This window comes from Mesorhizobium sp. P2_E9, from assembly GCF_056403815.1.
The window spans coordinates 473,680-497,114 of record NZ_JBFUET010000003.1 but is presented as its reverse complement, the minus strand read 5'-3'; the positions used below and the strand labels follow the sequence as shown (position 1 = coordinate 497,114).

Sequence of the window (23,435 nt, the reverse complement as noted above, 5' to 3'; positions counted from 1 at the left end):
CTCGCCCTCGATCCGATAGCGCGAAAGCAACTTGTGGCCACAGGTCCGGCCGATACCGAAGCGCCGGCACAAAAGGCTCACATTCGCCCCAGGCGCTAGCGCCAGGCGCACGAACTCTTCCTTCTGTCTCATAGCGCTTCTGTCCTCGAATGGCATCCCGAACCCCCTCGCGCAAAAAGCGCAAAACTGTTCGCGATGTCCTCGCACACCTGTTCGCGATGTCACCGGTCCAAACAAGGGGGAGAAGGGAAGAGAGCGCTACACCGGCCTGTAAACCCGCTCGGCCGTATTCCAGAAAATATCGGCCTCGGTGGCCGCGCCGTGCTTCGCCGCCGCCGCGCGGTGCGCCTTGATCAGCTCGGCGTGGCTGGTCCAGAGCTTCTCGATCGGGAAGTTCGAGCCGAACATCAGATGGTCCGGGCCCAGAATATCGATCGCGTTGTCGACGATGTAGGCGATCAGCGCCGGATCGTTGCGGTGGACGAAGGTGCCGAGGCCCGACAGCTTGGCGTAGAAGTTTGGCGCCGCCGACAGCGTGCGCAGGCCGGCCTTCCAGGCTTCGGTGGTTTCCGGTTCCATGCCGGTCAGCATGCCGGCATGGGTGAGGATGAAGTTGGTTTGCGGATTTTCACCGACCAGCGTCAGCCCGTCCTTCATCTGGGCGGGGAAGAGCTGCAGGTCGAAGGACAGGCCATAATCCTTCAGCCGCGCCACATTGGCGCGCACCTTGGGATCGATGGCCTGGTCGGCAGAGGCGGCAAAGCGGAAGGCCGGCGTCTCGTGCCAGTGCAGTTGCATGCGCACGCCGCGCAGCAGTCTGTATTTCATCAGCCGGTCGATCTGTGGCCTGACATCGTCGACCGTCATGTCGGCATAGCCAACGATGGCATGCGGCCAGCCGGTCTCGTCAGCCGTCTTCTGCAGGAAGGCGACTTCCTTCTCGAAATCCTCCTTCGCCCAGTTGGTCTGGACATAGACGGCCTTCTCGACGCCTGATCCGTTCTGGTCTTCGAGGAATTCTCCGATCGGGTAGTCGCGGCGGATCGGCTCGTAAGGGCCGAAGATGCGCGGTACCATCGGCCCGACCAACCAGGGCTGATCCTGCTGGCGCCAGATGTGGAAATGTGCGTCGATGGCTTTCTGCATCACGAAGCTCTTTTCCAGATTGTCGATGCCGCCGGGGCGGGGCGGGCGAGCGACAGGATGAAATCGGTGAGGCCGGCGAGCGAGGAGCCGTCGACCAGATCGTCCAGGTCAGGCAGGATGGCGCGAAGCGCTGCGGTGGCCGGGCGGAAACGCTGGTCGCCGGCCAAGGGTGTCGCCAGCGACAGCCGGAAGGCGCGGGCACTCAGCCTTCGCATCGCCGTCTCCAGCTCGCCATGGTCGCCGCGCTCCAGCGCATCGGACAGGATGACGACCGCGGCACCGCGCGCGAAGGACGAAAAGCGCGGCACGGAGAGGAAAGCGAGCAGTGTCGGTCCCATGCGGGTGCCACCGTCCCAGTCGTCGACCTGGGCGGCGGCGCGTGCCAGCGCCTGATCGCGGTCGCGAATGCGCAGGGCCGCGGTGATGCGGGTCAGCCGGGTGCCGAAGGTGAAGATCTCGGCGCGGTCCGCGCCTTGCACGGCGGCATGCGCCAGCTTGAGATAGTCCGCCGTGTGCAGCTTCATCGAGCCGGAGACATCGATCAGCAGCAGCAGCTTGCGCGGTACCGTTTGGCGGCGGCGCAGCAGCGGCGAGGGCACGTCGCCGTCGGCGCTGACGATTTCGCGCAGCGAGCGGCGCAGGTCGAGCTTGCCGCGCGAATGGGTGCGCACGGTGCGGAAGGAGCGGCGGGCGGGCAGGGCGGTAGACAGCTTGCGGCGGAAGGCGGTCAGCCTGTCGTCGTCGCGCTGGAAATCGCGGCTGCTCAACTGCTCCAGGGCCGAGGACAGTTCGCCGCCTTCCTGGCTGTGCTCGGCTTCAATCCGCTCGTCGTCGGCGCCGCCATCATCCTTGATGCGGGTTTCCTCGTCGGCGTCGCCTTCGACCACGGCTGAAGTGTTGCCGTAGAAATGGCTCTGGAAGTGCGCTTCGAATTCATCGCGGCGGTCGGGCGGCGGCGCCAAGGTGGCGAGCGCGGCCTCGCGGATGTCGGCCATCGAGCGCGGTCCGAGCAGCGTCACCGCCTGCATGAAGCCGGAGACTTGTTCGGGGGCGATGGCGAAGCCGTAGCGGCGCAGCAATCGGCCGAAGTCGAGGAAGGGTGCGGCAGCACGAGGCAGCGCGCTCACGCCAGCGCCTCCCCGACGATGCGGCCAAGCTCAGGCGCGATATAGGATAAATCCTCCTCATCCTTGATCAACACGCCGATGGCACGGCGGAAGGCTTCGGGCCAGGGACTGCCGCCTTTTTCGAGGATGGTGGCGGCATTGGCCCATTCGACCGCTTCGGCGATACCGGGCGGCTTGGCCAGCGGCCGGGCGCGGATGGTCTGCACGGCTGACGCCACGGCGCGCGCGGTGGCCTCGGCGACATCGCCGGCGCGCAGCATGATGATGGCGGCTTCGCGCTCGGCATCGGGATAGCCGATCCAGTGGTAAACGCAGCGCCGCCGCAGAGCTTCGGCGAGCTCGCGGGTGCGGTTCGAGGTCAGGATGACGATTGGCTGGGCGGTGGCGCGGATGGTGCCGCGCTCGGGAATGCTGATCTGGAAATCGGAGAGGAATTCCAGAAGCAGCGCTTCGAACTCATGGTCCGAACGGTCGATCTCGTCGACCAGCAGCACGCGCTGCTCCGGTGCGCGTAGCACCTGCAGCAGCGGCCGGGCGATGAGAAAACGGTCGTCATAGATGTCGATTTCGTGTTCGCCGGCATGGCGGATGGCGAGCAGCTGGCGCTGGTAGTTCCATTCGTAGAGCGCGTGTGCGGCATCGATGCCTTCATAGCATTGCAGCCGCACCAGATCGCGGCCGAGCAGTTCGGCGATCGCCTTGGCCGCTTCCGTCTTGCCGACGCCCGGCGCGCCTTCGAGCAGCAGCGGCTTGCCGAGCCGGATGGCCAGGAAGATGGCGGTGGCCAGGCTGTTATCAGCCAGATAGCGCGAGGCGGCGAGATGCTGCGCCACCGCCTCCGGCGAGGTCGCGACAGTCTCTGCATTCACTCCGGACATCTCGTCTCTCAATTCGCCGCTTGTGCCTTGAGCGCGCGCAGGATGCGCTCGGGCGTGATCGGCAGCGTGTCGATGCGCACGCCGACGGCGTCGAAGACGGCGTTGGCGACGGCCGGGATTTGCGGATTGGCGCACATTTCGCCTGGCCCCTTGGCGCCGTAAGGCCCATCCGCCGAGGGCCGCTCCAGCACGATGATCTCCGTCTCGGCGAGATCGCCCGGACCCGGCATCAGATATTGGTTGAAGTCGGTGCCGCCATGGTCGCGGTTGGGGTAGTAGGGCTCGGTCGTCTCGTAGAGCGCGTGGCTGATGCCCATCCAGGAACCGCCGACCAGCTGCTGCTCGACCATTTTAGGGTTCAGCGCACGGCCGATCTCGAAGACGTTCTTCACCGTCAGCACGGTGACCTCGCCGGTCTCATCGTCGACCTCGACCTCGGCCACCGTGCAGGCATGCGCGTAGCAGGTCGACGGCTTCATCGCGCCGGTCTCTTTTTCCGGGTAGGAGCGCGGGATCAGGAACATGCCGCGACCCGAAATCGAGCGGCCGCGCTTGAAATGCGCCGACAAAGCAACGTCGAAGATCGAGATCGACTTTTGCGGCGCGCCCTTGACCAGTATGTTGCCCTGGCCGTCGGTCTCGAGGTCGGATGCGTTGACCTCCAGCTCTTCCGCCGCCACTTCCAGCATCACCTGGCGGGCTTCCTTCGCCGCCTGGATGACAGCATTGCCGGCACGGTGCGTGCCGCGCGAAGCAAATGTGCCCATGCAGTGCGGACCTGTGTCGGTGTCGGCGGTGTCGACGACGACGCGTTCGGTCGGCACGCCGATCGTCTCGGCGCAGATCTGCGCCATGATCTGCTTCATGCCCTGGCCGAGATCGACCGAGGACAAAGTCACCATGAAATTGCCGGTTGGTGTCGAATGGACCAGCGCCTGGGTCGGGTCGCCGCCGAGGTTCATGCCCGTGGGGTAGTTGATGGCGGCAACGCCGCGTCCGCGCCTGATCGCCATCTCACGCTCCGTTCTTGTAGGAGGACATCGCCATGTACTTCTCCGCCACCGGCCAATTGGCGGCGCGCGAGGCTTCCTGCATGCATTCGATCAGCGCTGCCCCCTCGGTCGGTTGGCGATGCGCCTTCATGTCGCCGTCGCGATAGGCGTTGATGAAGCGGAATTCGAGCGGGTCCATGCCGATCAGCCGCGCCAGCTTGTCCATCTGCACCTCCAGCGCGAAGTCGCCGATGGTGACGCCGAAGCCACGCATGGCCGACGACGGTGTGCGGTTGGTGTAGACGCAGTAGGTGTCGATCCAGACATTGGGGATGGTATAGGGGCCGGGATAGTGCCCGGCACCCTTCTGCGCGCCATAGGGCGAATGGCGGGAGTAGGCGCCAGCATCGGTGTAGCCGGTGACCTTGCGCGCGATGATGCGGCCGTCCTTCATCACCCCGTCCTTGATGACGACCTTTTCGGCGGCGCGGGGCGACGAGATCTGCATCTCCTCCTCGCGGCTGTAGATGAAGGACACCGGGCGGCCGGTGAGCTTGGCGCCGAGGATGGCGATCGGCTCGACGATGACGTCGACCTTGCCGCCAAAGCCGCCGCCAACGGTGCCGCCGACGAAATGCAACTTGCTGCCCGGAATCTGCAAGATGATCGAGGCGTTGTCGAGGGTGAAGAACATCGCCTGCGTGTTGGTGTAGCAGGTGAAGCGGTCATTGCCCTCGGGCGCCACCACACAGCCCGTGGTCTCGGTCGGCGCATGCTCGATCGGCGAGGACTGATAGCTCTGCTCAAGGATGTGGTCAGCGCCGGCGAAGCCTGACTCGACATCACCAAAACGCACTTTGCGGCACTCGCCGCTGTCATAGAGATAATAGTTCTGGCCGTGATACTCGTTGACCAGCGGCGCGCCGGGTTTCAGCGCTTCCTCCATGTCGAAGACGGCCGGCAGCACCTCGTAGTCGACCTTGACCTTGGCGCCGGCTTCCTGCGCGGCGCGCTCGGTTTCGGCCAGCACCGCCACCACGGCCTCGCCCATCCAGCGCACCTTGCCGTCGGCCAGCACTGTCTCGTCCTCCGGCCCGATCTGGATCAGGATCAGGATGGTGTAGACGTTGTGCGGCACATCCTTGGCGGTCAGCACCTTGACGACGCCCGGATGCTTTTCGGCTTCGGACGTGTCGATCGAGCGGATGCGGGCGTGGTGGTGCGGGCTGCGCACCATCTTCAGGTGCAGCATGCCGGGAAAGTTGCGGTCGGCGAAAAAGGCGGTCTTGCCGGTGACATGGCCGGGTGAATCCGAGCGGGGCCGGGGCTGGCCGATCTCGTGCAGATCGTCCTTGCGGACATCGGCGAAGTAGTTTTTCCGCAGTTCCATGTTGCTTCCCCTCAGGCCGCGTTCTGCGAATTGGCACGGGCGGCAATGAGCACCGCCTGGATGATCGGCTCGTAGCCGGTGCAGCGGCAGATGTTGCCCGACAGCGCTTCCACCACCTCGTCGCGGCTGGGGTTGGGCGTGTGGTCGAGCAGCACCTTGGCAGCCATGATCATGCCCGGCGTGCAGAAGCCGCATTGCGTGGCGAAGGCATCAAGAAAGGCGCGCTGCAGCGGATGCAGGACGCCACTTTCCGACAGTCCCGACGTGGTGGTGATTGTTGTTCCGTTGCAGGTCTCGGCCAGCGTCAGGCAGGACAGCCGGAGCTCACCGTCGATGATGACGGAGCAGGCGCCGCAAGTGCCCTGATGGCAGCCGCCCTTCGGCGAGGTGTCGCCGACCTTGTCGCGCAAGGCGTTGAGCAGTGTCGTGCCGCTGTCGATGAATTCGGCTTTCTCGGAGCCGTTGAGCGTGAATTGAACCGGGACCTTCGCCATGTTTCCTCCTTGCGCGCCTGCCCGACGGATCGGACAGACGCGCGCCCCCCAACGGGTGAATTCAGGTCAGCAGCAGCCGGCCGAGATGGACCGGCAGGACTTCAGCGCGATACCAGGCGCTGGCGATCGGATCGGTAATGGGCGCGATGCCTTCGGTGGCGGCGGCCAGCGCTGCCGCGATGCCGTTCTGGTCCAGCGACTTTCCCTTGAGCGCCTTTTCCGCCGCCCTGGCACGCATCGGCCGATCGGCCAAGCAGCCGAGCGCGATCCGCGCCGAAGAGACGGTGCCGTCGGCAGCCTGTTCCAGAACCGCGGCGATGCTGAGCACCGAGACGCCCTTGGGCTTGACCCGCGACACTTTCAGGAAGCGGAAGCTGTCCGCCCTGGGCAGCGTGAAGCTGACTGAGGTGACGATGGCACGGCTGCCGTCCCGCCCGGCCAGGAAGGTACCGATCGGTGTCTCTCCGTCCTCGGTGCCGATCGTGGCATCGAGCGCCAGCAAGGCAACGGCGAAGTCGCCATAGGGTGCCGGCGCGAACAGGTTGCCGCCGACAGTCGCCATGTTGCGGATCGCCGGACCGCCGACGGCGCGCGCGGCCTTGGCGAGCGCGCCAAGATCCGGATGACGGGCGATCGCCGCCATCGTCACCGAGGCGCCGATGCGGACCTTGCCGCCGGCAACCGAGATGGCCGACAAAGCCGGATCGGTCGACCTGACAAGGCCGGAGACCGAAACATCGCCTTCATTGGCCGCGCGGACGACCAGCGTGCCGCCGCCGAGATAGCGCGTGCCCTGGGCTTTCAACGCCGCGTTGGCGTCCTTCACCGTTGCGAAAGTCTGCAGTGCCAGCGCCATGGCCCGCTCCCTCAGCTCTGGCCGGCAAAATGGCTCTTCAGGGCATTGAAGCCGCCCTGGAAGACGTTGGCGCCCATGCCCGCGGCGATCTTGTCGGCTTCTCCGGGCGCGGCATCGAAGCTCGCGGTCCATTCGGCATAGGTGCGGTCGCCATCGGTGACGCGGCGCAATTGCAGCGTTGCCTTGTGGTTGGTGAGCGGCTGCGGCGTCTCCAGGATGGAATAGCTGACGAGAAAGTTCTCATCGGAGAAGTCGAGCAGCTTTTCACGGATGCGTGCGCCGCTGGCGAGCTTGAAATTGCGCACGCAGCCGATGGTGCCGGCGTCCTTGCCGTCTTCGATATGGCTTTCGACCATGCGCGGATGCCAGCCCGGCAGGCCGTTGAAGTCGCGTATGCGCGCCCAGACCTTTTCGACCGGTGCGTCGATGACGCTGGAGATGGTGACTTTTGCCATAGGACGTTCCCTTGCGAATGCGACAGCTCGGCAAGGGTAGGGCGCCGGTCAGGGCGACGCTTATCAAAGCGTCTTGTGCACGTATCAAGGAGTCTGAAAAAGCGGGCTCGGCAGGCCGGCTCAGGCGTTCGCCCGCGCGGCCTCGCGGTAGAGCGTCGGCGGCACGCCGACATGGTCGCGGAAGAAGCGCGAGAAATTGCCTTGCGTGGTGAAGCCGAGATTGCAGGCGACCGAAATCAGCGGCTCCTGCGACCACTGCAACTGCCGCACCGCTTCCTCCATGCGCAGCGTGTTCCAGTAGACATTTGGCGTCAGATTGGTCTGTTCCTTGAACAGCGCGAAGAAATGCGGCCGCGACAGGCCGACGCTGCGCGCCACGTCGTCGAAGGAGATGCGCTCGCAGACATTGGCCTTCATCAGCTGGATTGCCTTGCGGACGCGGAAATCCTGCATGGTGTTGATGCGGATGCGCGCCTCGTGCGGTGCTGAGGCATCGGCTGCGTCGAGCACCGAATCGATGAAGCGCTCGATCTCGTAATTGGCGACATCGTCGACGCTTTCATTGTCGGTCAGATGGTCGAGCAGGCTGGCGGCGGCCTGGTGCAGCCAGGGCTCCAGCGTGATCGCCGCCTGCGTAAACAGCGGCGCGGAGGAGGGCAGGTCGCGGCGGCGGCGCGCCCAGTCAGGATCGATGTAGAAGGCGAGGAACAGGCCTGACCTGCCGTTCTGCGACAGGACGTGGCTGTGCGGCTGGAAGGAATTGATGCCGGCGGCGGTGCAGGGTCCGAGCCGGACCGTCTCGCGGCCGATGGTCATCTCGCCGGCGGTGCCTTCGAGCCAGATGATCAGATGTGCCTCGACATGGGCATGGGTGACGAAGTCGCTTGCGACATTCAGGACAGAAACATGTCCGAACCGGCCCCAGTAGAGCCTGATCGCGTCCGTCATGGGTATAACCTCCCGCAGGCGACTGGCCTCCCTTCGCCTGCATCGAGGATTGTGCGGCCGGTTTCCGGTCTCCGTCAAGGCATAGGCTGTTGGCGGGTAGCCAGGGTGGGCCACTTCAGCTGATTTTCAGACTGAGCGATAGGAACCGGAACGAATAGCGCTTGGCGTCCTTTTCTGCTCCCCTGGGGGAGAAGGAAAGCGCGTCAATCGCTGCGGCGGAAGTTGCGGATGCGGTCGAACAGCACGGCAAGCAGGATGGCGCCGCCGATGAAGACGCCTTGCCAGAAGGCGTTGATGCCAAGCAGGCCAAGGCTGTTGCGGATCACCTCGATGAGGGCAGCACCGACAATGGCGCCGAAGGCGGTGCCGACGCCGCCGGCCAGATTGGCGCCGCCGATGACGGTGGCGGCGATGACCTGCAGCTCCATGCCGGTGCCGAGATTGGTGGTGACCGCACCCAGCCAGCCGGTCTGGATGATGCCGGCAATGCCGGCCGCCAGCGCCGAGATCATGTAGACCGCGACCTTGATCTGCTTCACCGGGACGCCGGTCAGCGTTGCCGCGTGCTCATTGCCGCCAATGGCAAAGATGTGGCGGCCGAACTTGGTCCAGCGCAGGGTAAAGCCGGTGATAAGCGCCAGAACGATGGTGTAGAGCACCGGATTGGCAATGCCGAACACCCAGGCCCCACCGCCGAGTGCCAGAAGCTTGTTGTGGTCCGGGCCGAACTGGAAGACGACGGTGTTGTTGGACGCGACCATGGCCAGGCTGCGGGCGATCGACAGCATGCCAAGCGTGACGACGAAGGGCGGAAAGCCGATATAGGCGATCAAAATGCCGTTGAAGGCGCCAATGGCGAGCGCGGTGCCGATCGAGGCCAGGATGCCGATTTCGATCGAATAGCCGGCATGCATGGTGACGGCCAGCACCATCGACGACAGGCACAGCACCGAACCAACCGACAGGTCGATGCCGCCGGTGATGATGACGAAGGTCATGCCAAGCGCGATGATAGCGACGAAGGTGACATTGCGGGTGATGTTGTAGAGGTTCTTCGAGGTGGCGAAGGCGTCGGTGGCAAACGACAGGAACAGGCAGGCGAGGATGACGGCGATCACCACCCAGAAGGTCTGGCTGGCGAACATCCTTGTCAGCAAGGATTGCTGCTTCTGCACGATCGGCTGGTCAATTGTCAGTGCCATCGTCGACCTTTACCCCATAGAGAAAACGCTTGAAAATCAAACCTGTTCGATGGCGCCGGTGATCAGCCCGGTGACTTCAACGGGCGAGCTCGACGCAATCGTCTTGTCGGCCACCTTGCGACCGCGCCGCATGACGATGACGCGGTCGGCGACGTCGAACACGTCGGGCATGCGGTGGCTGATCAGAACAACCGCGATGCCCTGGTCGCGCAGATGGCGGATCAGGTTGAGCACTTCGGCGACCTGCCTGACCGAGATCGCCGCCGTCGGTTCGTCCATCAGCACGATCTTGGCCTGCGACAGCATGGTGCGGGCGATCGCCACCGCCTGGCGCTGGCCGCCCGACATCTGCTTGACGAGATCGCGCGGACGGGTCTCGGACTTCAATTCGGCAAAGAGCTGGCCGGCCCGCTTGTACATGGCGGCATAGTCCAGGATGCGGAATGGGCCGACGCCGCGCCGCAGCTCGCGGCCGAGATAGACGTTGGCGGCGGCCGTCAGATTGTTGCAGAGCGCAAGATCCTGGTGGACGATCTCGATGCCGTGCTGGCGAGCTTCCGCCGGCTTGTTCAGGATCAATTCCTTGCCGTCCATGCGCATGGTGCCATGGCTCGCGTGGAAATTGCCGGCGATCATCTTGACCAGCGTCGACTTGCCCGCGCCATTGTCGCCCATCAGGCCGACGACCTGGCCGGGCTCGATCGACAACGATACGTCGTTGACCGCCTGGATCGCGCCGAAATGCTTAGAGATATTGGTGAGTTCGAGAACCGCCACCGGCCTATAGCCTCCCCATGCCTTGCTGCCAGCCTGTTCCAGGTCGCAGCGCTTACATCGTGCTCCCCATTCCTCCCGGAAGCAACGTTGACCGGCATTTACGCGAATGCCCGAGCAGGCGTCAATTGTCGGATCGACAAGAAACAGGTATTTGTCAGACGAATAGCGATCTACGGTTCTGAAAAATCCGTTTTGTAGGACAAATAGCGATTGACGTTGGCGCCGCGCCGTTATTAGCTGATGGTCGGAGAAAGATACTTGGTCCCAGGCCGCTGTCGCGGCGGGATCGCGGGAGGTTATCGGCCACTCCGGCTCGTTTGCCGGTCCGGTCGCATCTGAAAATGCTCATCGGCCATGCCTCGCGGCACGAGCGTTGGCTCTGCCATTTCGCATCAGGTCGATTTGTGTGGCGGGCACGCCGTGCCCGTCTGTTTCCAAGGGAGGACTGACATGAGGAAAACAGTATTGCTCGCCGCCGTCGCCGCCATGGCGCTGGGCGCCGGGCCGGCTTTGGCCAAGAAGCAGCTCGTCATCGTGGTGAAAGGTCTCGACAATCCATTCTTCGAAGCCATCCACCAGGGCTGCGAGAAATGGAACAAGGAAAACGCCAGCTCGGAATATGAATGCTTCTACACCGGTCCGGCGTCGACTTCGGATGAGGCCGGCGAGGCACAGATCGTCCAGGATATGCTGAGCAAGGCCGACACGGTGGCGATGGCGATTTCACCGTCCAACGCGCCGCTGATCGCGCAGACGATCAAGACCGCCAATCCGACGATCCCGATCATGACCGTCGACGCCGACCTCAGCAAGGAAGATGCGGCACTTCGCAAAACCTATCTCGGCACCGACAACTATCTGATGGGTCACAAGATCGGCGAGTATATCAAGAAGGGCAAGCCGAATGGCGGCACGATCTGTACCATTGAGGGCAATCCCGCCGCCGACAACATCCTGCGCCGTGCCCAGGGCATGCGCGACGCACTGTCGGGCAAGGAAGGCCTCGCTGCACTTGCCGGCGAAGGTGGCTGGACGGAAGTTGCCGGCTGTCCGGTGTTCACAAATGATGACGGCGCCAAGGGCGTGCAGGCGATGACCGACATCCTCGCCGCCAACCCCAAGCTCGACGCCTTCGGCATCATGGGCGGCTGGCCGCTGTTCGGCGCGCCGCAGCCCTATCGCGATCTGTTCGGGCCGCTCAAGGACCGGATAGCCAAGAACGACTTCGTCATCGGCGCCGCCGACACGATCGGCGACGAAGTGGCGATCGCTAGAGATGGCCTGGTCACCGCGCTGGTCGGCCAGCGGCCCTTCGAAATGGGCTACAAGGCGCCGTCGGTGATGATCGACCTGGTCACGGGCAAGAAAGTCGACGATCCGGTCTTCACCGGCCTCGACGAATGCACCAAGGATACGGTCGACACCTGCATCCAGAAATAAGCTGATGATTTCGGGGCGCCCGACAGTGGGCGCCCCGTCCCACTGAATTCCTAGACAAGACGCCGTGGCGAGGGGCAGCAGGCTCCGGCCTCGACGCGTCCATGGTTTGGATTTTCGGCAACGGGATCGGCACCGTGCAACTCCGGATCAATCCGGGCGACAGGCGGCCGACCTATTGGAACGTGGATGCCGGACGAGAAGGCAAAGAGACAAGCCAGCCGGGCCAAGACGCAAGCCAACCGCAATCCGGCGGTCGTGCGCAGGGCGGATGCGGCGCACTTTGTCGGGTCCAGCGTCCATGCCTCGCTCGCCAGCGAGATTGGTCTGCGGATCGTGCGCGGCGACTATCCGCCCGGCAGCATCCTGCCCAACGAGGCCAAATGGGCCGAAACCTTCAATGTCAGCCGCTCGGCGGTGCGCGAAGCGATCAAGATGCTGATGGCCAAGAGTCTTCTGGCATCGCGCCCCAAGATCGGCAGCTGGGTCGAGCCGAAGGAGCGCTGGAACCTGCTCGACCGCGACGTGCTCGCCTGGTACGCGACCGCTCCCGACCGCGAGGCGTTCCTGCGCACCGTGCAGGAGTTCCGCCACATCATCGAACCGGAAGCCTCCGCCTTCGCCGCCATGCGGCGCAGTGACGAGCAGATGGCTGAGATCAGCCTGGCCTGCCGCGAGATGGGCGAAGCGGCGAACCTGCCGGAACGCATCCGTGCCGACACGCGCTTTCATCTGGCCATCCTGCGGGCCTCGGGCAACGACCTTCTGGTGCCGCTCGGCGTGCTGATCGAGTCCGCACTCGACCATCTCTTCGTCTTCACCACGCGCCAGGTCGGAGACCAGCGGCGGGCGCAGAAACTGCATGAGGCGATCGAGAAGAGCATCCGCCTGCAACGGCCCGCGGCGGCGCGCAATGCCGTGCACAAGCTGCTCGCCGACACCGATGAGGGGATCGGAAGCCGGCGGCGCTGAGATCGGCCGGCCGTTCGCGCTTCAGATCGTCTGCTTCTTGCCGTCCTTCGTCGGCATCAGGTCGACGCCATTCACCTTGCCGATATGCGTGGCCAGCATCGGTACGAACTGCTCGGCCGGACCGGTGGCATGGGCGCCGGCGAAGGAATTCTTGGTGGCGTTGCCGAGCGGGTTGGCAATGCCGGCGGCACCGGCCATGGACTCGAGATAAGTCAGGTCCTTGAAGGCGTTGGCGATGGTGAATTTGTGGGCGTCGCGGTCGCCTTCCAGCGTCCAGCGCATGAAGGTCTGGTAGAAGCCGCAATCCATGCGGCCGTTACGGATGACGCTGTCGAAACGCGGCGGTGAGATGCCGACCTTTTCGGCCAAGGCCAATGCTTCGGAATAGATGGCGGCGTAGCCCAGCGAGATGAAATTGTTGAGCAGCTTCATGCGGTGGCCGTCGCCGGTGTCGCCGATATGGACGATGCGGCCGGCCCAGGTTTCGATCACCGGCTTGACCCGGGCAAAGAGAGCGTCGGGGGCGCCGACCATGGCGTCGAGCGTGCCTTCCCAGGCCTCCTTCGGTGTGCGGCTGAGCGGCGCATCGACAAAGTCGACGCCGATCTCCTTGAGTTCGGCCGCCAGGGCCACGGTCGAGACCGGATCCGAGGTCGAGCAATCGACGACGACGGAGCCTTTTTTCAAACCCTCCTTGAGGCCGCCGGGGCCGCGGATGATGGCTTCGACTTCGCGCGAACCGGTGACGCAGATGAAGACGATATCAGATGCCGCCGCGACCTCTCGCGAGGTCGATGCTTCCTTGGCGCCCCGGCCCAGCAGATCTTCCGCCGGCTTGCGGTTCTTGCGGCCGAGGAATGTCAGGGGATAGCCCTTGTCGACGATGTTCTTGGCGATGCCGTGTCCCATCAGGCCAAGGCCGATGAAGCCGATCTTTTCGCGCGCGGCGGTGGTGTTCATGTCGTCGGTCCTATCCCGGATTATCGATAATTGCACTGCCGTTTTAGCCATATACGGTTGCAGAAAGCAATATTGTCTGACAATAGACGGGAATTCCAGAGCCTGTCATGGAGACCAGAATGACGAAGCGGATCATGTTCACCGGCGGCAGCGGCAAGGCTGGGCGTCATGTCGTGCAATATCTTGTCGAGCAGGGCTGCCAGGTGCTCAACATCGACACCAAGCCGCTCGACAATCCCAAGGTGCGCACGCTGATCACCGACATCACCGACAGCGGGCAGGTGTTCAACGCGCTTTCGAGCTATATGGGCCTGCACGAATTCGACCCTTCGTTGCGCCCGCAGCCGGTGGATGCGGTGGTGCATTTCGCCGCCATCCCGCGCATCATGATCACGCCGGACAATGAAGTGTTCCGCATCAATGCGATGGGCTCCTACAATGTCATCGAGGCAGCGGTGAAACTCGGCATCCGCAAGGTGATCATCGCCTCGAGCGAGACGACCTATGGCCTGGTGTTCGCCAACGAGCCGCGCGATCCCCAATATTTCCCGCTCGATGAAGAGTATGACGTCGACCCGATGGACAGCTATGCGCTGTCCAAGATCGTCAACGAGAAGACCGCGCGCGCCTTCGCGCAGCGCAATGGCACCGACATCTATGCCTTGCGCATCGGCAATGTCATCGAGCCGCATGAGTATTCGCTGTTCCCGAAATGGTTCGCCGATCCCGGTTTTCGCAAACGCATCGCCTGGAGCTATGTCGACGCGCGCGATCTCGGCCAGATCACACTGCGCGCTGTCGAGAAGGACGGCCTCGGCTTCCAGGTGTTCAACGCCGCCAATGACGACACCTCGTCCGATCTGCCGACGGCCGAACTCCTGAAGCGGTTTTATCCCAACGTGCCGGTCAAGGCCGAACTCGGTGAATACGAGACGCTGCTGTCGAACCGCAAGGCACGCGACATGCTGGGTTTCCGCCCAGAGCATAGCTGGCGCAAATATGTCAAAACCGCCTGAGCGAGCGGGCAAATGCGGCTGGGCTGTGCATAGCGGCGGGCTTTGCGGCTCAACCGTTCGGTGGTGCTTGACAGCTTCCGTAAACCGGCCTTTCTGAAGCGTATGCGGGACGCGAAGCCGAACAAGGAAAAATCGCCGAAAAAGCCGGCTGCCGCCGAGCGCCCGGCGGGTGTTCGCCGGGCCGATGCGGCGCGCATTCCCGGCGCCAGCGTGCACACGTCGCTGGCCAGCGAGATTGGCCTGCGGATCGTGCGCGGCGACTATCCGCCCGGCACCATCTTGCCCAATGAGGCAAAGTGGTCGGAGACCTTCAGCGTCAGCCGCTCGGCGGTGCGCGAAGCGATCAAGATGCTGATGGCCAAGAGCCTTCTGGCCTCACGCCCCAAGATCGGCAGTTGGGTCGAGCCGAAGGAGCGTTGGAACCTGCTCGATCGCGACGTGCTCGCCTGGTACGCGACGTCGCCGGATCGTGAGGTGTTCCTGAAGACGGTGCAGGAGTTCCGCCACATCATCGAGCCGGAGGCGACCGCCTTCGCCGCCATGCGGCGGACCGACGAGCAGATGGCCGAGATCAGCCAAGCGTGCCGCGAGATGGGCGAGGCGACCAGCCTGCAGGAGCGCACCCGTGCCGACACACGCTTCCACCTCGCCATCCTGCGGGCCTCGGGCAACGATCTGCTGGTGCCGCTCGGCGTGCTGATCGAATCCGCCTTCGATCACCTGTTCGCCTATACGACGCGGGCGGTCGACGATCTGAATCATGCGCAGAAGCTGCATGAGGCGATCGAGAAGAACATCCGCCTGCAGCGACCGGACGCTGCACGTGCTGCAGTGCGGAAATTGCTGGCCAACACCGACCACGTGATCAAGTCGCGTTAGGCCGCTAATCTTCCTTCTCGCGGCCGAAGACCAGGCGCAGTTCATCCTTGGCGTGCTCGAGCACTTGCCTGCGCGCGGCGGGCAGGTTCTTGCCAGCGCGGTTGATGTAGAAGTTCAGCATCGACATGGCTGACTGGAAGGGTTCGGCCTTGCGGCGGTGGCTGTGTTCGGCCGACCGCTTGAGCGAGGCGGCGATCTTTTTGGCATCGTCGGATTCGAAGATGTGATCCTCAAGATCCATCGCGTCGCTGTGCTCGGTCACCTCGGCTGACCACTTTTTGGCGGCTGTCATGGCTGGGACTCCTTTGCAGGTTTTCAGATCGGAAAACTCCACACATTGGCGTCGGTTCCCGCCACCTTGTCCGCTCTGGAGCCACAGATTTGCCCGCTCTGGCGCTGCTGCGTGCCGAGAATGTGCCGATAGTGGCGCAAGCGGCAGCCGGTTTTCGCGACCGCCGACAGGAAAACGCCTTTGACCCGAATCGACTTGAGCCGGCCGAGCCCCGGCATCGACAGCTCCTACGCCTGGATGCGGCTGGCCATCTCGATGGTGCTGGCGACGATCGGTGCGGTTGGCATGTGGGCCGTCGTCGTGGTGCTGCCCGCCGTGCAGGCGGAGTTTGGTGTTGACCGCGCCGCGGCGTCCATGCCCTACACCGCGACCATGGTGGGCTTCGCCGCCGGCAATGTGCTGGTCGGTCGCGCCATCGATCGCATTGGCTATTGGATTCCAGCGCTGATCTCTTCCGTGGCGCTCTCGGCCGGCCTGCTGCTTGCCGCGCTGTCGACCTCGATCCTGCAATTCACCCTTGCGCAAGGCGTGCTGATCGGTGTCGGCACGTCGGTGATCTTCGGACCGCTGATCGCCGATATCTCGCACTGGTTCAACCGCCGGCGCGGCGTCGCGGTTACGGCGGCGGCCGCCGGCAACTATCTCGCTGGCGCGCTCTGGCCGACCATCATGCCGACGCTGATCAAGGCGGAAGGCTGGCGCTTCACGTATGCGGCGATCGGTATCTTCTGCCTTGTCACCATGGTGCCGCTGGTGCTGTTGCTGCGGCGCGGCGCCCCGGAGGCGGCGGCCGCCGGCTCGCCGGGAAGCCGGCCTGTGCAGCCGATGCCAATGTCGCCGGCGGCGTTGCAGGTGCTGCTGGTCGTTGCCGGCCTCGGCTGCTGCGTGGCGATGTCGATGCCGCAAGTGCACATCGTCGCCTATTGCATGGATCTCGGCTACGGCATGGCACATGGCGCCGACATGCTGTCGATCATGATGGCGGCGGGTGTCGCCAGCCGGCTGGCCTCCGGCTTTATCGCCGATCGCATCGGCGGCGCGAAAACCTTGATCATCGGTTCGGTGCTGCAATGCCTGTCGCTGCTGTTCTACATCCCGTTCGACGGGCTCGCCTCGCTCTATGTCGTGTCGCTGGTGTTCGGCCTGTCGCAGGGCGGCATCGTGCCTTGCTATGCGATCATCGTGCGCGAATATCTGCCCGCCAAGGAGGCCGGCCAGCGTATCGGCATCGTCATGATGGCAACGATTTTCGGCATGGCGATCGGCGGCTGGATGTCGGGCTGGATCTACGACCTGACCGGTTCCTATGCCGCTGCCTTCCTCAACGGTATCGCCTGGAATCTGCTGAACATACTGGCCGTCGGGCTGTTCATGTGGAAGGCAAGGGACAGGGCTGTTGTAGCGGCCTGAGACACCTCGGCTTGACAATAGGCAGGCACTGCGCGACCCCAGAGGCCCAGGGTGCGGCAACGGGCCGGTGAGATGGCGACAGCTGAGATGATCGTATTGCGGGTGCGCTTCGGCGGCTGCGGGCGGTGGCCTTGATCAAGCCGCGCTCGCGCCGGGGCGGTGGTCGCCCGACCATATCGGATGTCGCGCGCAAGGCCGGCGTCGGCGCCATCACCGTGTCGCGCGCGCTGCGCGAGCCGGAGCGTGTCAGCCAGGATTTGCGCCGCCAGATCCAGGCCGCCGTCGACGAGCTCGGCTATGTGCCGGACCCCAATGCGCGGGCGCTGGCCTCGGCGCGCGCCGAGGTGTTTGGCGTGCTGGTGCCTTCGCTCACCAACAACGTCTTCGCCGAAGTGGTGCGCGGCATCTACGACAGCCTGTCGGATAGCCCGTTCCGTATCCAGCTCGGCAACACGCATTATTCCGGCCTCGAGGAAGAGCGGCTCTTACAGCTGTTCGGCTCGCAGCGACCGGCGGCACTCATCGTCGCCGGCATCGACCAGACGCCAACCTCGCGAAAACTGCTGGAAAATGCCGGTTGCCCGGTGGTTCAGGTGATGGAGACCGGGCCCGATCCCGTCGACATGCTGGTCGGCTTCTCGCATTTCGATGGCGGCAGGACGGCGACCGAGCACCTGATCGAGGCGGGTTATCGCCGCATCGGCTTCATCGGCGCGCGCATGGACCCGCGCTCGCAGCGGCGCCTTGCCGGCTACCGCGCGGCGATGGAGAAAGCCGGCCTGTTCGACCCGCGCCTGATCACCACCACGCCGCTGCTGTCCAGCGTGCCACTCGGCCGCGAATTGTTCCGCGACGCACTGGCCAAGATGCCGACGCTCGACGGTGTGTTCTGCAACAATGACGACATCGCGCTCGGCGTGCTGTTTGAATGCCATCGAGCCTCGATCGACGTGCCGAAGACGATCGGCATCGTCGGCTTCAACGATCTCGACATGATGCAGGTGGCCTTTCCCTCGATCACCAGCATTCGTACCTACCGATACGAAATCGGCAGTCGCGCCGTCGCCATGGCACTGGCGGCGATCGCCGGCGACAGGCCGCAGGAGCGGGTTGTCGACCTCGGATTCGAACTCATGCGCCGCGAGAGCACGGCCCGCTGAACACGCCTTCGAGAAGGCTTGCAAATGGCGCTTTACACAACGTCATGGTAGCGCTACCATTTTCTGGGTGCGGGTATCGCCATTTACGCGCTAGGTCTGTTTATTATACATAAGCAACAGCTCAAGCTTGTTTATTATGGATAATATGATAGATTTCACCCGACTGAAGGGGGCGGCGAGGGGAGGGATCGCGGAGGTCTTCGGCACCTGGCAGACGCAACTGGGCAAGGCGGAGGAGCCGCCCAGAAACGCGAAAATTCAACAAAACTGAACCGACAAATCAGAACTGCAATCGGGAGGATTATCGATGATCAAGTCACTTGTTGGTGGCATCGTTGCCGCCACTGCATTCGTCATGTTGAGCTCGTCGGCGATTGCCGCAGGCCCTGAAATCGTCAAGGGCCCGGCTGCCGAGCCGGATTGCTTCGCACCCTGGGCCGCGGACACGCTGTTCTTCAAATTCCCCAAGAAGGCCGGCCCATACCGCATTGCGCTCGCCAACGGCTATATCGCCAACACCTGGCGTATCCAGATGGTGCAGACGGCGAAGGCCTATGCGGCGCAGAAGGATGTCGCGGCGAAGCTGAAGGAATTCAAGGTCGTCTCGACCGGCGAAGACGTGCCGGCGCAGATTTCGGCGATCAACAACTTCATCGATTCCGGTTATGACGCCATCGTCGTCAACGCGCAGAACCCGACCGCCTTCGGGCCGGTAATCAAGCGCGCCAAGGAAGCCGGCGTTGTGCTGGTTGCCTTCGACAACATTCTCGACACCAAGGACGCCATCAACGTCAACGTCGACCAGAAGGGTCTTGGCGAGCTGTGGGGCAAATGGCTGGTCTCACATGTGCCGAACGGCGGCAAGGTGCTCGAAGTGCGCGGCGTTGCCGGAACGTCTGTCGACACGGACCGCCACAATGGCATCCACGAAGTTCTCGACGCCTCCGGCAAGAAATGGGCGGTCACCGAGGTCGTCGGCAAGTGGGATGACGGCGTTGCGCAAAAGGCTTCGGCCGACGCAATCGCCACCAATGGCCCCTTCGACGGCGTCACGGGACAGGGCGGTGACACCGGCATCGTTCAGGCGATGATCGATGCCAAGCATCCGTTCGTGCCATTCGGCGGCGAGACCGAGAACGGCTTCCGCAAGTTCTGCGCGGCCCACGCGGCCGACGGGTTGAAATGCTCGTCAGCCGGTACCGGCCCGGCGCAGGTGGCGGTTGCCATCAAGACGGCGATCGCAGCGCTTGAAGGCAATGTCGTCCCGCAGTCGGTCAAGCTGCCGCTGGCGATCGTCGAGGATCCCAATTTCAAGGCCGGTCAGGATTTCTTCCCCGACCAGTCCGACAATTTCTTCGTCGGCAACTCCTTCCCGACCTGCGGCATCAATTTCACCGCGCAGGAAATCATGGGGCAGACCAAGGCGGACCAGTAGGCTGCACTCCCGGCGCCGTGGGATCTCTCATGGCGCCGGCAATTCGATATCTCTGGCCGTCAAAGTGCCTCGGGAGGGCCTATGGACGCTGCGGTTCCGCTCTTCCAGATGGAAGGCATATCCAAGCGCTATGGTGGCGTGCGGGCGTTGGAAAAGGCGGAGCTTGTCGTCACGTCCGGCAGCATCCACGCCATCCTTGGCGAAAACGGCGCCGGCAAATCGACGCTGATCAAGGTGATGGCGGGCGTCGTCGCGGCCGACGAAGGCCGCATGATGCTGGATGGCCGCGAGGTGACCTTTGCTTCGCCGGCTGCCGCCAACAAGGCCGGCATCGTCTGTATCTTCCAGGAGCTATCACTGGTTCCCGAACTCAGCGTCGCCGACAACATCGTCATATCAGACCCGCCCAAACGCTTCGGCATGATCGACCGCAAGGCGCAGCGCCGCATCGCGGAGGAGGCATTGGCGCGCGCGGGAGCTGCCGATATCCATCCGCTGGCGCTGGTCAAGGACTTGCCCTTGTCGCGCCGGCAGATGGTCGAGATCGCCAAGGCGCTGGCCAGGAAGCCGCGCATCCTGATCCTCGACGAGGCGACATCCGCGCTCACCGCGGCGGATGTCTCGAACATTTTTGGCGTGCTGAAGCGGCTGCGCAGGGAAGGGCTGGCGCTGCTCTACATCTCGCACCGCATGAATGAGATCGCGGAACTCGCCGATCAGTGCACGGTGTTCCGCAACGGCCGCAACGTTGCCAGCTACAAGGCCGGCTCGAAGAGCGACAATGAGGTGGTCGAACTGATGATCGGCCGCGAATACAGTCACATCTTCCCGCCCAAGCCGGCGACCGTACCAGCTACTGCCGCACCCAGGCTTGAAGCCCGCAAGCTGTCGTGGACCGATCGGCTGGACAATATCTCGCTCACCGTCAGGGCAGGCGAGGTGGTCGGTCTCGGCGGCCTCGACGGCCAGGGCCAGCGCGAATTGCTGCTTGCCTTCTTCGGCGTGCTGCGCGGCCTTTCCGGCGAGGTGCTGATCGACGGCAAGCCGGTGACGATCGGCAGTCCCGCCAAGGCGCGGCAGGATGGCATCGGCATGGCGCTGATCCCGGAGGACCGCAAGACCGAAGGGTTGATGCTGCCGATGACGGTGCGCGAGAACCTGTCCTTCGCCGCGCTCGACCGGCTGTCCAAAGGCGGCATCATCGACCGCGCCGCCGAACAGCGGCTGATCGACGACATGGTCGGCCTTCTGGCGATCAAGACGGCGGGGCTCGACATTCCGGTCGGCGCGCTGTCGGGCGGCAACCAGCAGAAGGTGGTCATCGCCAAATGGCTGATGCGCCAGCCGCGCATCATCCTGCTCAACGATCCGACGCGCGGCATCGATGTCGGCACCAAGCAGGAGCTTTACCAGCTGATGCGCAAGCTGGCGGATGCGGGAGCGGCGATCCTGTTCTATTCGACCGACTATGACGAGCTGATTGGCTGCTGCGACCGCGTGCTGGTGCTCTATGACGGGGCGGTCAAGCGTGAACTGGTCGGCGCCGAGATCACCGAGCGGGCGCTGATAGCGAGCGCGCTCAACATCCATGGCGAGGAGAGCCCGGTGGGCCTGGGAGCAGACGCGTGAAGGATTGGCGCTATTGGCTGGCCGAGCAGCGCGGAACGCTGCTGGCGCTCGGCATCTTCATCGTCATGTTCGTCATCTACACCTCGAACCATCCAGCCGGCTTCACCGCCAATGTGGTGCAGACGGCGGCGAACAAGGGTGTGCTGCTCGCCTTCGTCGCCATGGCGCAGACGCTGGTGGTCATCACCGCCGGCATCGATCTGTCCGTCGGCATGATTTTCCTGCTCACCAACTGCCTGGCCTCCTGGCTGGTGGTGGGCACGCCGATGCAGACGGCGCTTGGCGTCATCGCCGTGCTGGCGGTCGGCCTTCTCTGTGGCGCCATCAACGGCGCCATCGTCATCTACGGACGGCTGCAGCCGATCGTCGCCACCATCGCCACCGGGGCCGTCTATTACGGCATCGGCCTTTTGCTGCGGCCCTTCCCGGGCGGTTCGGTCAATGAGGATCTGGCCGATGCGATGACCGGCCGCGTCTTCGATGTGGTGCCGGCGAGCCTTGTCGTGTTGCTCGCCATCGTGCTGGTGATCTGGGTACCGTTCAGCCGCTCGGTGCTTGGCCGCGCTGCCTATGCGGCGGGGTCTTCGGAGACGGCGGCCTACATGTCCGGCGTGCCGATAAGACGCGGCAAGTTCGCCGCCTACACGCTGGCCGGGCTGCTGGCCGCGATCGGCGGGCTGTTCCTCACCTTCTTCACCTATACGGGCGACGCGGCCTATGCCAGCGGCAACGCCTACACACTGTTCTCGATCGCCGCCGTGGTGCTTGGCGGTGTCTCGCTGTTCGGCGGCAAGGGCAGCGCCATCGGCGCCATCTTCGGCGCGCTGGCCTTCCGCACCATCGGTGATTTGTTGTTCGTGTTCGATTTCGATCCGCTCTGGCAGCCTTTGTTCCAGGGCGTTATCCTGCTGATCGCGGTCAGCCTTGGCGCCTTCGCCCTGTTTCGGGTACGCAACCGGCTGGAGTGGTTCCTATGAGCGAAACGACGCCGATGGTTGGGAAGAGCGACGGCGGCATTGCCGGCCGCATGCCGAAATTCATCCGCCACGCCGACCCGGCGGTGGTGACGGCCTTTGCCTGCATCGTGCTGCTGCTGTTCCTGGGCAGCCTCTACTCCAGAAGTTTCCTGTCGCCTGAATATCTGCTGCAGCAGCTTAAGGTCGCCTCGTTCCTCGGCGTCATTGCCACCGGCATGATGCTGGTCGTGCTGCTCGGCCAGATCGACCTGTCGGTGCCGTGGTCGGTGGCGGCCGGCGCGATGATGGCCTGCGCCGCGGCCGCCTACGGTCCCGCCGGGGTGGTATTGGCTATCCCGTTCGGCATCCTCTGCGGCGTCCTGATCGGCGTCGTCAACGGCATCGGCGTCGCCTACCTGCGCATTCCCTCGATGATCATCACGCTCGCCACCAACGCCGTCGCTCAAGGGCTGATGGTGGTCTACACCGGCGGCTTCTCGCCCCAGGATTCGGCGACCCGCGCCATGCGCTATCTCGCGACGGGTTTTACCATTCCGGGCGTGCCCAACGCGGTCATCATCTGGGCTGTCATCGGCGCGGCAATGGTCTTCGTGCTGACCCGCACCGGCTTTGGCCGCACCGTCTACGGAATCGGCAACCGCGAGCGCGCCGCCTACCTCTCGGGTATCGATACAAGGCGTGTGGTGATGATCGCCTTCGCCGTCTCAGGCGGGCTCTCCGCCTTCGGCGGCGTGCTGCTGGCCGGCTATGCCTCCAAGGCGGCGCAGTCGATGGGTGATGCCTATCTCTTGCCGTCGATCGCCGCGGTGGTGCTCGGTGGCACTTCGATCCTCGGCGGGCGCGGCTCCTATCTCGGCACCGTCGCCGGCGTCATCCTGATCACGCTCTTGCAATCCATCCTGTCGGTCATGCAGATGCCGGAGGCGGGACGGCAGATCATCTATGGCGTCGTCATCGTCGCCATGCTGCTGCTCTACGGCCGCGCGCCGGCAAGCCGCTGACA

Annotated in this window: 24 protein-coding genes; 10 read left to right on the top strand and 14 right to left on the bottom strand. The window is 64.1% G+C overall.

The genetic code is table 11. The annotated features are described in order from the left end of the window. Positions 1 to 258: 258 nt before the first annotated feature. From AC1D05_RS08385 to AC1D05_RS08335, 11 genes are all read right to left on the bottom strand, one after another. Positions 259 to 1,146, bottom strand: coding sequence for an amidohydrolase family protein (locus AC1D05_RS08385; RefSeq protein WP_477439922.1), 888 nt, complete (start codon positions 1,144 to 1,146; stop codon positions 259 to 261). Continuing rightward, positions 1,146 to 2,264, bottom strand: a complete 1,119-nt coding sequence (locus tag AC1D05_RS08380; RefSeq protein ID WP_477439965.1) for a vWA domain-containing protein — start codon at positions 2,262 to 2,264, stop codon at positions 1,146 to 1,148. The genes AC1D05_RS08385 and AC1D05_RS08380 overlap by 1 nt, the downstream gene beginning before the upstream one ends. A gap of 5 nt (positions 2,265 to 2,269) precedes the next feature. After that, positions 2,270 to 3,151, bottom strand: coding sequence for an AAA family ATPase (locus AC1D05_RS08375; protein ID WP_477439920.1), 882 nt, complete (start codon positions 3,149 to 3,151; stop codon positions 2,270 to 2,272). Positions 3,152 to 3,159: 8 nt separating this feature from the next. Continuing rightward, positions 3,160 to 4,164, bottom strand: a complete 1,005-nt coding sequence (locus tag AC1D05_RS08370) for a xanthine dehydrogenase family protein molybdopterin-binding subunit (RefSeq protein ID WP_477439918.1) — start codon at positions 4,162 to 4,164, stop codon at positions 3,160 to 3,162. A 1-nt stretch (position 4,165) separates the two neighbouring features. Beyond that, a complete protein-coding gene (locus AC1D05_RS08365) occupies positions 4,166 to 5,533 on the bottom strand; it encodes a xanthine dehydrogenase family protein molybdopterin-binding subunit (protein WP_477439916.1) in 1,368 nt (455 codons plus the stop codon). 11 nt (positions 5,534 to 5,544) lie between these two features. Further along, on the bottom strand, positions 5,545 to 6,027 hold the full coding sequence (locus AC1D05_RS08360; protein ID WP_477439915.1) for a (2Fe-2S)-binding protein: 483 nt from the start codon (positions 6,025 to 6,027) through the stop codon (positions 5,545 to 5,547). A gap of 61 nt (positions 6,028 to 6,088) precedes the next feature. Continuing rightward, entirely contained in the window at positions 6,089 to 6,883 is a 795-nt protein-coding gene (locus AC1D05_RS08355; protein ID WP_477439913.1) for an FAD binding domain-containing protein, read from the bottom strand. Positions 6,884 to 6,894: 11 nt separating this feature from the next. Then, the gene (locus AC1D05_RS08350) at positions 6,895 to 7,338 is read right to left on the bottom strand and encodes an SRPBCC family protein (protein WP_477439911.1); all 444 of its coding nucleotides are present in this window, start codon (positions 7,336 to 7,338) and stop codon (positions 6,895 to 6,897) included. 120 nt (positions 7,339 to 7,458) lie between these two features. Then, positions 7,459 to 8,286, bottom strand: coding sequence for a helix-turn-helix domain-containing protein (locus tag AC1D05_RS08345; protein ID WP_477439909.1), 828 nt, complete (start codon positions 8,284 to 8,286; stop codon positions 7,459 to 7,461). 203 nt (positions 8,287 to 8,489) lie between these two features. Continuing rightward, complete coding sequence (locus AC1D05_RS08340; RefSeq protein ID WP_477439907.1) at positions 8,490 to 9,488, bottom strand: ABC transporter permease; 999 nt, start codon at positions 9,486 to 9,488, stop codon at positions 8,490 to 8,492. A gap of 36 nt (positions 9,489 to 9,524) precedes the next feature. Further along, positions 9,525 to 10,265: an ATP-binding cassette domain-containing protein gene (locus AC1D05_RS08335; RefSeq protein WP_477439905.1), complete on the bottom strand. Its 741-nt coding sequence runs from the start codon at positions 10,263 to 10,265 to the stop codon at positions 9,525 to 9,527. A gap of 450 nt (positions 10,266 to 10,715) precedes the next feature. Between AC1D05_RS08335 and AC1D05_RS08330 the strand changes: the two genes are divergently transcribed. Next, positions 10,716 to 11,705: a sugar-binding protein gene (locus AC1D05_RS08330; RefSeq protein WP_477439903.1), complete on the top strand. Its 990-nt coding sequence runs from the start codon at positions 10,716 to 10,718 to the stop codon at positions 11,703 to 11,705. Positions 11,706 to 11,891: 186 nt separating this feature from the next. Continuing rightward, the gene (locus AC1D05_RS08325) at positions 11,892 to 12,674 is read left to right on the top strand and encodes a FadR/GntR family transcriptional regulator (RefSeq protein WP_477439902.1); all 783 of its coding nucleotides are present in this window, start codon (positions 11,892 to 11,894) and stop codon (positions 12,672 to 12,674) included. A gap of 21 nt (positions 12,675 to 12,695) precedes the next feature. Here the strand turns inward: AC1D05_RS08325 and AC1D05_RS08320 are convergent, their stop codons facing one another. After that, positions 12,696 to 13,685 carry an NAD(P)-dependent oxidoreductase gene (locus AC1D05_RS08320; RefSeq protein WP_477439900.1) on the bottom strand — a complete coding sequence of 330 codons (990 nt, stop codon included), beginning with the start codon at positions 13,683 to 13,685 and terminating at the stop codon, positions 12,696 to 12,698. A 68-nt stretch (positions 13,686 to 13,753) separates the two neighbouring features. Between AC1D05_RS08320 and AC1D05_RS08315 the strand changes: the two genes are divergently transcribed. Further along, a complete protein-coding gene (locus tag AC1D05_RS08315; protein WP_477439898.1) occupies positions 13,754 to 14,650 on the top strand; it encodes an NAD-dependent epimerase/dehydratase family protein in 897 nt (298 codons plus the stop codon). A gap of 102 nt (positions 14,651 to 14,752) precedes the next feature. After that, positions 14,753 to 15,529, top strand: coding sequence for a FadR/GntR family transcriptional regulator (locus AC1D05_RS08310; protein ID WP_477439896.1), 777 nt, complete (start codon positions 14,753 to 14,755; stop codon positions 15,527 to 15,529). A gap of 4 nt (positions 15,530 to 15,533) precedes the next feature. Here AC1D05_RS08310 and AC1D05_RS08305 read toward each other — a convergent pair whose 3' ends face one another. Both AC1D05_RS08305 and AC1D05_RS08300 read right to left on the bottom strand, forming a co-directional pair. Continuing rightward, positions 15,534 to 15,821 carry a DUF3175 domain-containing protein gene (locus AC1D05_RS08305; protein WP_477439894.1) on the bottom strand — a complete coding sequence of 96 codons (288 nt, stop codon included), beginning with the start codon at positions 15,819 to 15,821 and terminating at the stop codon, positions 15,534 to 15,536. A gap of 23 nt (positions 15,822 to 15,844) precedes the next feature. Then, positions 15,845 to 16,039, bottom strand: a complete 195-nt coding sequence (locus AC1D05_RS08300; protein ID WP_477439892.1) for a hypothetical protein — start codon at positions 16,037 to 16,039, stop codon at positions 15,845 to 15,847. On the opposite strand from AC1D05_RS08300, the gene AC1D05_RS08295 reads away from it, so the two are divergent. The 6 genes from AC1D05_RS08295 to AC1D05_RS08270 all read left to right on the top strand — a co-directional run bounded on the left by AC1D05_RS08295 (position 16,002) and on the right by AC1D05_RS08270 (position 23,433). Continuing rightward, entirely contained in the window at positions 16,002 to 17,231 is a 1,230-nt protein-coding gene (locus AC1D05_RS08295) for an MFS transporter (protein WP_477439890.1), read from the top strand. The two genes, AC1D05_RS08300 and AC1D05_RS08295, sit on opposite strands and share 38 nt — an antisense overlap. Positions 17,232 to 17,362: 131 nt before the next feature. After that, on the top strand, positions 17,363 to 18,391 hold the full coding sequence (gene gntR / locus AC1D05_RS08290; RefSeq protein ID WP_477439889.1) for an HTH-type transcriptional regulator GntR: 1,029 nt from the start codon (positions 17,363 to 17,365) through the stop codon (positions 18,389 to 18,391). 307 nt (positions 18,392 to 18,698) lie between these two features. Further along, positions 18,699 to 19,826, top strand: coding sequence for a sugar ABC transporter substrate-binding protein (locus AC1D05_RS08285; protein WP_095202062.1), 1,128 nt, complete (start codon positions 18,699 to 18,701; stop codon positions 19,824 to 19,826). Between the two features lie 81 nt (positions 19,827 to 19,907). Further along, positions 19,908 to 21,455 (top strand): sugar ABC transporter ATP-binding protein, encoded by a 1,548-nt coding sequence (locus tag AC1D05_RS08280; RefSeq protein WP_477439887.1) that lies wholly within the window; start codon positions 19,908 to 19,910, stop codon positions 21,453 to 21,455. Beyond that, complete coding sequence (locus AC1D05_RS08275) at positions 21,452 to 22,432, top strand: ABC transporter permease (protein WP_477439885.1); 981 nt, start codon at positions 21,452 to 21,454, stop codon at positions 22,430 to 22,432. Before AC1D05_RS08280 ends, AC1D05_RS08275 begins: the two co-directional genes overlap by 4 nt. Next, positions 22,429 to 23,433, top strand: coding sequence for an ABC transporter permease (locus tag AC1D05_RS08270; protein ID WP_477439883.1), 1,005 nt, complete (start codon positions 22,429 to 22,431; stop codon positions 23,431 to 23,433). Before AC1D05_RS08275 ends, AC1D05_RS08270 begins: the two co-directional genes overlap by 4 nt. Positions 23,434 to 23,435: the final 2 nt, after the last annotated feature.